This window comes from Fictibacillus sp. B-59209 (assembly GCF_036216745.1).
Classification (GTDB): domain Bacteria; phylum Bacillota; class Bacilli; order Bacillales; family Fictibacillaceae; genus Fictibacillus_C; species Fictibacillus_C marinisediminis.
This window is the reverse complement of sequence record NZ_JARMMC010000014.1, coordinates 432494-441746: the sequence shown is the minus strand read 5'-3', so window position 1 is coordinate 441746 and position 9253 is coordinate 432494. Positions and strand designations below refer to the sequence as shown.

The 9253-nt window shown below is 43.3% G+C and carries 8 protein-coding genes; 1 reads left to right on the top strand and 7 read right to left on the bottom strand.

Annotated elements, in window-relative coordinates; genetic code table 11:
- Positions 1 to 157 precede the first annotated feature (157 nt).
- Positions 158 to 700 (bottom strand): GNAT family protein, encoded by a 543-nt coding sequence (locus P4361_RS11430; RefSeq protein WP_328089469.1) that lies wholly within the window; start codon positions 698 to 700, stop codon positions 158 to 160.
- A gap of 118 nt (positions 701 to 818) precedes the next feature.
- Complete coding sequence (locus P4361_RS11425) at positions 819 to 1100, bottom strand: hypothetical protein (RefSeq protein ID WP_062235547.1); 282 nt, start codon at positions 1098 to 1100, stop codon at positions 819 to 821.
- A gap of 103 nt (positions 1101 to 1203) precedes the next feature.
- Between P4361_RS11425 and P4361_RS11420 the strand changes: the two genes are divergently transcribed.
- Complete coding sequence (locus tag P4361_RS11420; RefSeq protein ID WP_328089448.1) at positions 1204 to 1668, top strand: DUF4395 domain-containing protein; 465 nt, start codon at positions 1204 to 1206, stop codon at positions 1666 to 1668.
- A gap of 40 nt (positions 1669 to 1708) precedes the next feature.
- Here the strand turns inward: P4361_RS11420 and P4361_RS11415 are convergent, their stop codons facing one another.
- The 5 genes from P4361_RS11415 to P4361_RS11395 all read right to left on the bottom strand — a co-directional run bounded on the left by P4361_RS11415 (position 1709) and on the right by P4361_RS11395 (position 9115).
- Positions 1709 to 2209: a metal-dependent hydrolase gene (locus P4361_RS11415; protein ID WP_053358185.1), complete on the bottom strand. Its 501-nt coding sequence runs from the start codon at positions 2207 to 2209 to the stop codon at positions 1709 to 1711.
- Positions 2210 to 2292: 83 nt separating this feature from the next.
- The gene (gene parC / locus P4361_RS11410) at positions 2293 to 4731 is read right to left on the bottom strand and encodes a DNA topoisomerase IV subunit A (RefSeq protein ID WP_328089447.1); all 2439 of its coding nucleotides are present in this window, start codon (positions 4729 to 4731) and stop codon (positions 2293 to 2295) included.
- A gap of 3 nt (positions 4732 to 4734) precedes the next feature.
- The gene (gene parE, locus P4361_RS11405; RefSeq protein ID WP_256225906.1) at positions 4735 to 6711 is read right to left on the bottom strand and encodes a DNA topoisomerase IV subunit B; all 1977 of its coding nucleotides are present in this window, start codon (positions 6709 to 6711) and stop codon (positions 4735 to 4737) included.
- 363 nt (positions 6712 to 7074) lie between these two features.
- Positions 7075 to 7491 (bottom strand): CoA-binding protein, encoded by a 417-nt coding sequence (locus tag P4361_RS11400; RefSeq protein WP_256225907.1) that lies wholly within the window; start codon positions 7489 to 7491, stop codon positions 7075 to 7077.
- 106 nt (positions 7492 to 7597) lie between these two features.
- A complete protein-coding gene (locus P4361_RS11395) occupies positions 7598 to 9115 on the bottom strand; it encodes a carboxypeptidase M32 (RefSeq protein WP_328089446.1) in 1518 nt (505 codons plus the stop codon).
- Between the last annotated feature and the right edge of the window lie 138 nt (positions 9116 to 9253).

The window sequence follows — 9253 nt, the reverse complement described above, 5'->3', positions numbered from 1 at the left end:
CTCTTGGTGCTAGCACCGGCGGGAGTCTCACCTGTCACGCTAGTCCCGCAGGAGTCTCGCATCTTCCACTTCAATTAACTTTTCATTGAAGATTTTTTTCAAGCCAAAAAGGGGCTGCCTGAAGGTCAATTTTTGACTTTCTGGACAGCCCCTTCGTTTATTCATCATATGGATTAATGATGGCCAGGACTTGGTGATCCTCCCATTTACCATTGATCTTTACATTCTTAATGGCCAGGCCTTCTTTATGAAAACCTGCCTTCTCCAAAACTCTTATCGATCCTATGTTATGAGGCATAACTCCCGCTTCAATGCGGTGAAGTTTCAGTTCTTCAAATGCATACTGTACGATAAGCTTGGCTGCTTCTGTCGTGTACCCTTTACCATTATGCTCCTGATCCAGGAAATATCCGATGAACGCACTCTGAAGGGAGCCGCGCAGTACTTGAAAAAGATTGATCGTGCCAATTAGTGCATGCTTGTTCTTTGTAAATATACCAAACTGATAATCCGAATCATTTTTTTGAGATTGTTCATATTCTTTTATCCTTTTCCGCTGGCCTTCTATACTGTAAAAATCGTCGGGACGTCCCATGGAAAATCGCTCAAAAAAACAACGATTTTTCTTTTGCAATTCAAGCAGCGCCTCCGCATCTTCCAACGCGAACGGCTTTATGTATATTCTTGCCCCTAACAACAGATTCCCCCTCTCTTATAAGCGCACCTCATTTGAAACTTCAAACATGTAGCTGACGGTCTGTTTTATTATTTTACTTCATTAATAACCAGTTAAATATTACCATAAAAGGACAAAATTTTCACGTGGTAACTTGTTTTTTCATTCTTTTTACTGTAGCGATGCCTATGATAAAAATACAGAAAACCGCAATAGCCGACACCATGATACCTGCCCAAACTCCAAAGGGAGGAATGGTGTGAAGCGATTTATATAAAAGCAGTGCACCAAAGGACAAAATAAATAAGGTCACTGAAAAAAGAAAGAGCAAAACATAATGCACAATATAAAGGATCATGAACCGGCTTAAGGGCATATGCTGAAGCGTTAGCCCCTCCCAAACAAAATCTATTAATCTTTTCATTGCGGCCTCCTTTATAACCATAATAGACATTCGGAGGAAAAGTTATTCGTATATTCTTACTTTCAGCACATTTTAATTAACACCCTCATTGGCTTCGGCTATAATGTGTATATTCCAATCAGAAAGGTCGGATATTAAAATGCGCCAGCCTCCAGTCTCTATTCCACGACCCTTAGTACGGCTTAATCAGTGGTTTATTGTCCTTTCTGTTGCGACAGTTTGGTTGACAGGCTTTGAATGGGTCCTTCTTCTCCCGCTCGCTGCAGGTGTCTCTGGACTTTTGTTCCGGTTTAATCCGGTCATGCAGTTTGGAAAGCTGTTTCTGCAAAAACCACCTTCTTCCTATGTTCCGGAAGAATGGAATCAGCAGCAGTTTAACCAGAAGATTGCAGTGGCATGCCTTTTCTTTGCTTATCTTTCTTATATCCTTCATTACACGATCGCTGCCTATGTATTTACGATTATGGTTTTCTTTGCCGCTTTTATCGCGATCCTCGGATTTTGCATCGGGTGCTTTATCCGTTTTCAATGGCAGCAGTATCAATACCGCAGATCATCCAGCCATTAAAAAAGCAGCGTTCCTGAATATATGGAACGCTGCTTTTTTGTTATACGTTTAATATATGCTGTTTTGCTAGTAGAATAAGTGCAGCAATCATTAAGATTCCTGAAACAGCTGCTTCCGTATTGGAGCCCGTCTTGGTATATAGCGGAGACCGAAACCGTAAAGGAATCGGATACAAAAATTGAATGCCTCTGGATGTGCAGGCATCCAGAATGAGATGGCTGATCACACCAGCGAGTAACCCATATTTCAGATTCAGACTATAGGTTGAATGGAGGTCATCAGCAAGCAGGATGACTGCTGCAATGAACAGCCAGCTATGTGTAATCGTTCGATGACCAAACGTTTTGCTGACAAACTTTGAAAATAGCTTTGTTTTTCGCCCAGCCCATGAATTAGGATGGCATAGGTCTGGAAGCAGACTGCCGAGAAGCCCTGCTCCATAAAAGACAAGCTGATGGTCTAAGGAAGCTGGTCCATCTATCCATTCGTTTACAAGTGCTGCCGCTGCCAAACCTCCCATTAAATGTGTGTTCCCTTTCATCGTTCACCTTTTTTCTTGTTGTTAGTTTACATAATCCTATGCAGGTTAACTAGTAGAGAGAAATAACAAAAGAGCAGCAATTGCTACTCTTTGTTTTCTTCCGTACGGACATGCTCCCATACTTCTGTCACTTCACCTGAATCACTGATATCCACGACATATGAACCGTTATTATACCGATCTGCATTTTTAAGTTTTGCCGGTTCAACCAGTACGATACTGTTGTTCTTTGTTTTTACTTCATAACTGGCATTTGCATTTGCCAGCTCCAGACCGATGACACGGTGTGGATTGCTTTTCAGTTCCCGCAGCATGACAAGCCCGCGTTTTGCTCTTGATGATTTATCAAATTCCGTAATCTTCATTTTTTTAACAGATCCGCGATGTGTAATTAAGACAAGCTGGCTGGCTTCTTTTTCAGGCAGCGCTTTTCCGCTCACAACAAAATCGCCATCTTTAAGGTTTATTCCTTTGACTCCAGCAGCCCGCTGTCCGACCACATTGATCTCTTCCTCACCAAACCAGAGACCGTATCCATAATGTGTAGCAATAAAGACATCCTCACTGCCGTTCGTCAGGTGTACATCGATCAATTCATCGTCGCCTTTAAGCTTGAGAGCCATCAACATCTTGTTATACCGCTGTGCCTTATACTGCATTAAGTCTGTTTTCTTTGCCATCCCTTCTTTCGTGAAGAAGACCAGGAATTGATTCTCCTGAAATTCCTTGACAGGTATGACTTTAATCAGCTGTTCATCACGGTCGAATCCAACCATGTTGGCCAAATGCTGGCCTGTATCCTTCCATCGTGCTTCCGGAAGCTCATAGACCGGCATAAAAATGTAATTTCCTTTGCTTGTGAAAATCAATATAGTATCGGTTGTGTTCAGCTGAGAAGCCATCAGAAGCCGGTCAGTCTCTTTCATCCCAGGCGCTTCTCCGTTTGAAGCGGAATAAGAACGAAGGGACGAACGCTTGGAGTAGCCGTCTTTCGTTACGGTGACCATCACTTCTTCTGAAGGAATCATGACCTCCATATTGATTTTGATTTCTTCAATTTCATCTTCAATCTTCGTTCGGCGTTCATCACTATATTTCTTTTTGATTTCAGCCAATTCTTTTTTGATTACATTGAACAATTTAGCTTCACTGTTTAAGATGCCTGTTAAATAAGCAATTTTCTTTTCAAGTTCTGAAGCTTCATTTTCAAGGGTTGTTACGTCCGTATTCGTCAGTCTGTAAAGCTGTAATGTAACGATCGCTTCAGCCTGAGCCTCTGTGAAGGAATATTTTTGAATAAGATTGTCTTTCGCATTCCGCTTATCTTTTGAACCGCGGATGATCGCGATGACTTCATCAAGAATTGAAATCGCTTTAATCAAGCCTTCAACGACATGCTGGCGTTCTTTCGCTTTGTTAAGATCATAATGGGAGCGCTTAGTAACAACTTCTTTCTGGTGCTCGATATAAGCTGAAATGATTTGTTTGAGCCCCATCAACTTCGGCGTCTTATTATGGATGGCGACCATGTTGTAGTTGAACGAGATCTGAAGGTCCGTATTCTTAAACAGAAAAGCTAGTACGCCTTCAGCATTACCGTCTTTTTTCAGTTCAATAACGATACGCATTCCAGTACGGTCGGTTTCATCCCTTACTTCGGAAATTCCCTCAACCTTCTTGTCCAGCCGTAGCTCGTCAATCCGTTTTACCAGGTTGGCTTTGTTTACTTCAAAAGGAATCTCGGTAATAACGATCTGCTGCCTTCCGACCTTTAGATCTTCAATCCGAGTCTTCGCGCGTACGATCACACGGCCTTTACCTGTTTCAAACGCTTTTCTTATGCCTTCTTTTCCTTGTGCGATTCCACCTGTAGGAAAATCTGGCCCTTTGATCACCGTCATCAGCTCATCGAGAGTTACGTCGGGATTAGCGATCTGCATCGTTACAGCGTCAATAACTTCTCCAAGATGATGTGGCGGAATGTCTGTAGCATATCCAGCAGATATACCGGTTGATCCGTTGACAAGCAAGTTCGGATATCTTGCAGGAAGTACGACAGGCTCATCAATCGTATCATCAAAGTTTGGTGCGAATTCCACCGTGTTTTTTTCAATATCCCTTAACAGTTCCGAAGAGATTGAAGCGAGTCTTGCTTCGGTATAACGCATGGCCGCTGCCGGGTCTCCGTCAACACTTCCGTTGTTGCCATGCATTTGGATCAGCACGTTTCTAACTTTCCAGTCCTGGCTCATCCGTACCATCGCCTCATATACGGAAGAATCTCCATGGGGATGATAGTTCCCGATTACGTTACCGACAGTTTTTGCTGATTTTCGGTACGGTTTATCGGCGGTGTTGCCTTCCTGAAACATCGCGTACAGAATACGTCGCTGTACTGGCTTCAGGCCATCCCTGGCATCAGGCAATGCACGGTCCTGAATAATGTATTTACTGTACCTCCCAAAACGGTCTCCGATGACCTCTTCGAGCGGTAAATCCATAAATCGTTCTACTAATGACAAAATCTAAACCTCCTCAGGATACTGCTGATCTGATATGTTTTCATTATCCAGAATGTTGGTATCCTCGTTTAACCCGAACTGAACATGTTCTTCAATCCATTTTCTTCGCGGCTCTACCTTGTCTCCCATCAGTACGGAAACCCTTTTTTCAGCTCTGGCAGCATCGTCGATCTTCACACGGATCAATGTTCTCGTTTCAGGATCCATCGTTGTTTCCCAGAGCTGATCAGCGTTCATCTCACCAAGTCCTTTATATCGTTGAATGATATAGCCTTTTCCGACCTTTTTTATCGCCGTTTTTAACTCATCATCATCCCATGCATATTCGATGATTTCTTTTTTTCCGCTTCCTTTGCTCACCTTGTATAGCGGCGGCAGAGCGATGTATACCTTTCCGTTCTCGATCAGCGGTTTCATATAACGGTAAAAGAAAGTCAGCAGCAGGACTTGGATATGTGCGCCATCCGTATCCGCATCGGTCATGATGATGACTTTTTCATAATTAAGGTCTTTCACTGTAAAATCAGAACCTACTCCTGCTCCAAGTGCATGGATGATCGTATTGATTTCTTCATTCTTAAAGATATCCGCAAGTTTTGCTTTTTCTGTATTGATGACCTTACCCCTTAGAGGCAGAATCGCTTGAAAACGCCGGTCACGCCCCTGCTTGGCTGAACCTCCGGCAGAATCACCCTCTACGAGATACAGTTCGTTCTTGGCAGGGTTCTTTGAGGTTGCCGGAGTCAGTTTTCCGCTTAGCATCGTGTCTTTCCGTTTGTTCTTCTTGCCGTTACGCGCATCTTCTCTCGCCTTGCGTGCTGCTTCCCGTGCCTGGGCGGCTTTAACGGCTTTCCTGATCAGCATTTCACTGATCTGAGGGTTTTCCTCAAGGAAGTACGAAAGATTGCCTGAAACGACGCTGTCGACGCTTGATCTGGCATCACTGCTGCCAAGCTTGCTCTTCGTTTGGCCTTCAAATTGAAGCTTTTCTTCCGGAATGCGGACCGAGATAATAGCGGTCAAGCCTTCACGAATGTCGGATCCGTCCAGGTTCTTATCGCGTTCTTTTAAAAGAGATACCTTTCGGGCGTAATCATTCATGATCCGTGTGATAGCGGTTCTAGCACCTGATTCGTGCGTTCCTCCGTCCTTCGTGCGAACGTTGTTAACGAACGAAAGGACGTTTTCTGCGTACCCGTCATTAAACTGAAACGCAAAGTCGACTTCGATGTCATTTTGAGACCCTTCGAAACTGACTACAGGGTGCAGCACATCTTTATCCTCGTTCAAGTACGTGACGAAGGCTTCAATGCCTGACTCATACTGATACGTATCACTCTGTCCGGTCCGTTTGTCCGTCAGTTCAATCTTTACGCCTTTCAATAAGAATGCCGCTTCTCTTAACCGCTCACTAAGCGTTTCATAGTTATAATTGGTCGTGCTGAAGATCGAGGCATCCGGTTTAAAATGAATGATCGTCCCCGTCTTTCTTGTCGTACCGATTTCTTCGAGCGTTGTAACCGGCTTGCCGCCGAATTCAAATCGCTGCTGAAAAATCGTACCGTTCCTGTGAATCGTCACTTCGAGCCATTCAGACAAAGCGTTAACGACTGAGGCGCCTACACCATGGAGACCGCCGGACGTTTTGTATCCGCCCTGGCCAAATTTACCCCCTGCATGCAGAATGGTCAGGATTACTTCCGGTGTCGGCTTGCCCATTCTATGCATACCAGTCGGCATACCCCGTCCTTCGTCTCTGACGCTTACACTGTTGTCTTTATGTATCGTGACATATATATTATTGCCGTGCCCCGCTAGTGCTTCATCGACGGCATTATCTACGATTTCATAAACAAGATGATGCAATCCTCGGCTATCGGTGCTCCCGATATACATACCAGGACGTTTTCTGACCGCTTCAAGGCCTTCTAATACCTGTATGGCATCATCGTTATATTCTAAATGTGGTTTACTAGCCAAAACACTTTCTCCCTTCAAAAAACTTGCAGTATAACTAATCATACCAGAACATTTGTTTCTATTCCAGATAAGAAAAGCGTAAGCTACCTGCTTGGGTCCGACAAGCGCTGGAACTCTTACCAAGCAACACGTTTTTTGTGTTGTGGGGGAAGAGTGAAGCGACCTGGGACGAAATGTGTTTATATTTCGTCTTCCGAGGACCTAAACTGAAGCCAGACATCCCTTCTCTGCCAGCTAATTTTATATTTTCCTGCATCTTAAAAAATGATAGACCGCTTTCTATTTTAACTTTTCTGCTTCAATCGTGCAAAAACCTTTTGAGCTTACACAAAAAACCACCCCATCAAATCGGGTGGTTCAAGCTTATCTGACTAATCTGGCGTACTCGATTTTGATGCATTTATCCATGATGGAAACCGTTTGATGTTCCTTCAAATAGTCATATGCTTCATCGTTCGCAAGTCCTAGCTGTGCCCAAAAAACATCTGCCCCGATGGCAACGGCATCCTTCGCAACCTCAAGCAGGTATTCACTTCTGCGGAAAACATTCACGATATCAACATGACCTTCAATCTCCTGCAATGTTTTTACCGCTTTTACCCCAAGTACTTCATCAACTGCCGGATTTACCGGAATGATTTCATAGCCGGCATCCTGCATGACCGAAGATACCATGTAAGAAGTTTTCATGGGATTGTCCGAAAGGCCTACAACAGCGATCCTCTTTTTTGATGTGAGAATATCCCTGATTTCATGATCAGCCGGATTTTTAAAATGCATACCGTTTCCCCCTTAAGATTTCGACTAATACTCTATATATGAACCTAAAATCCGATTTTCAAACACATGAAAATGCCAGCCGTTATGGGGCTGGCACGTTTTAAGACTAATTCAGCTGATAGATCGAGGAATACTTCTCTTCAAAATATCGGATCAAATAGTCAGGATTTAAGCCCTCACCTGTAACATCTTGAAGGATTTCCATCGGTTTTTTCATTTTCCCGTATTGGTGGATATTTTTGCTCAGCCACTCCTGAACTGGTTTAAGATCCCCTTTTTCAACAAGCTGATCAAAGTCAGGGAGATCACGGATTAGGGCTTCTTTTAATTGTGCTGCATAGATATAGCCCAATGCGTAAGAAGGGAAATAGCCAAAGCTGCCTCCTGACCAATGAACATCCTGAAGGACACCCTCACTGTCATTCTCGGGCTTCACTCCGAGATATTCCTGCATTTTTTCATTCCAGATACGAGGAAGATCTTTCACTTCAATTTCATCGTTAAATAAACCTTTTTCAATCTCATACCGAACAATGACATGAAGAGGATAAGTCATCTCATCTGCTTCAATACGAATCAGTGAAGGTTCTACTACATTTATCGCTTTATAAAAACTCTCCAGATTTACATTATCGAACTGGCTTCCTGCATATTGCTTGAGCGAAGCATAATGATGATTCCAGAACCCTTGATGGCGGCCAACGAAGTTTTCCCAGAACAGCGACTGTGACTCATGGATACCCATGGATGTACCCGTGCTGAGCGGTGTTCCTACGAGTGCTTCTGATAGGTTTTGCTCATATAGGGCATGTCCGCCTTCATGAATCGTACCAAAAATCGCTGTACGGAAATCTTTTTCCACATAGCGGGTCGTTACACGGACATCTCCAGGGTTCAATCCAATAGCAAACGGATGGACCGTTTCATCCAGACGTCCTGATTCAAAATCGTATCCCATCTCTTTTAGGACGTGAAGACTGAATTCCTTTTGTTTCTCTTTAGGGAATGCCTCAAACAAGAAAGACGTCTCAGGCTTCCCAGCTTTGGTCACCTTCTGCAAGAGCGGAACGATGCGGTCGCGCAGTTTAGCAAACGTCTCATCCAAAATTTCTACAGTGACACCAGGCTCATACATATCCAAAAGGGTATTGTACTTATTGCCTTCATAGCCCCAATATCCGATAAAGCGTTTATTAAATTCAACAAGCTTTTCCAAATAAGGCTGGAACATAGCAAAATCAGACTTGGCCCTCGCTTCTTCCCAAATGCTTTCTGCTTTTGACTGCAGAATCACATATTCCTTAAACTCATCTGCGGGAATTTTTGTATTGCGGCCATAATCTTTTTTGACCTCATCCAGCGTTTTTTTTGTTACTTCCGAGAGCGAATCATAAACGGAGCTTACAGAAAGTTCTTCTATGTATTTTTTCATTTCATCTGATGTGGACATAGCAAATACATCCGCAGAAAGCGTACCTATGACTTCAGAACGCTGGCTGACTCCTTTTTTGGGCGCACCTGTACGCAGATCCCAGTACATCAAACCAATGGCTTCATTCATATGCGTCATTTTTTTTACGTAATTAAGAAATTCCTTTTCTACCGATTGCAAGGTCTGTGACATTATGTTCTTCCTCTCTAAACTTAAGTAAATTAACCATACATCTAACCATTCGGCAGAAAACATAAAACTCCTGCAAGAAAGAAAAGCAAAAGCACCTGTGTTGTGGGGTAAGAGTGGACCTAAGACGAATTGTGATTT

Excerpts from the sequence above, each read along its gene's own strand:
- P4361_RS11425 (WP_062235547.1), bottom strand. The coding sequence starts at position 1,100 with ATGAAAAGATTAATAGATTTTGTTTGGGAGGGGCTAACGCTTCAGCAT.
- P4361_RS11420 (WP_328089448.1), top strand. The coding sequence starts at position 1,204 with ATGTGTATATTCCAATCAGAAAGGTCGGATATTAAAATGCGCCAGCCT.
- P4361_RS11415 (WP_053358185.1), bottom strand. The coding sequence starts at position 2,209 with ATGAAAGGGAACACACATTTAATGGGAGGTTTGGCAGCGGCAGCACTT.
- P4361_RS11400 (WP_256225907.1), bottom strand. The coding sequence starts at position 7,491 with ATGCATTTTAAAAATCCGGCTGATCATGAAATCAGGGATATTCTCACA.
- P4361_RS11395 (WP_328089446.1), bottom strand. The coding sequence starts at position 9,115 with ATGTCACAGACCTTGCAATCGGTAGAAAAGGAATTTCTTAATTACGTA.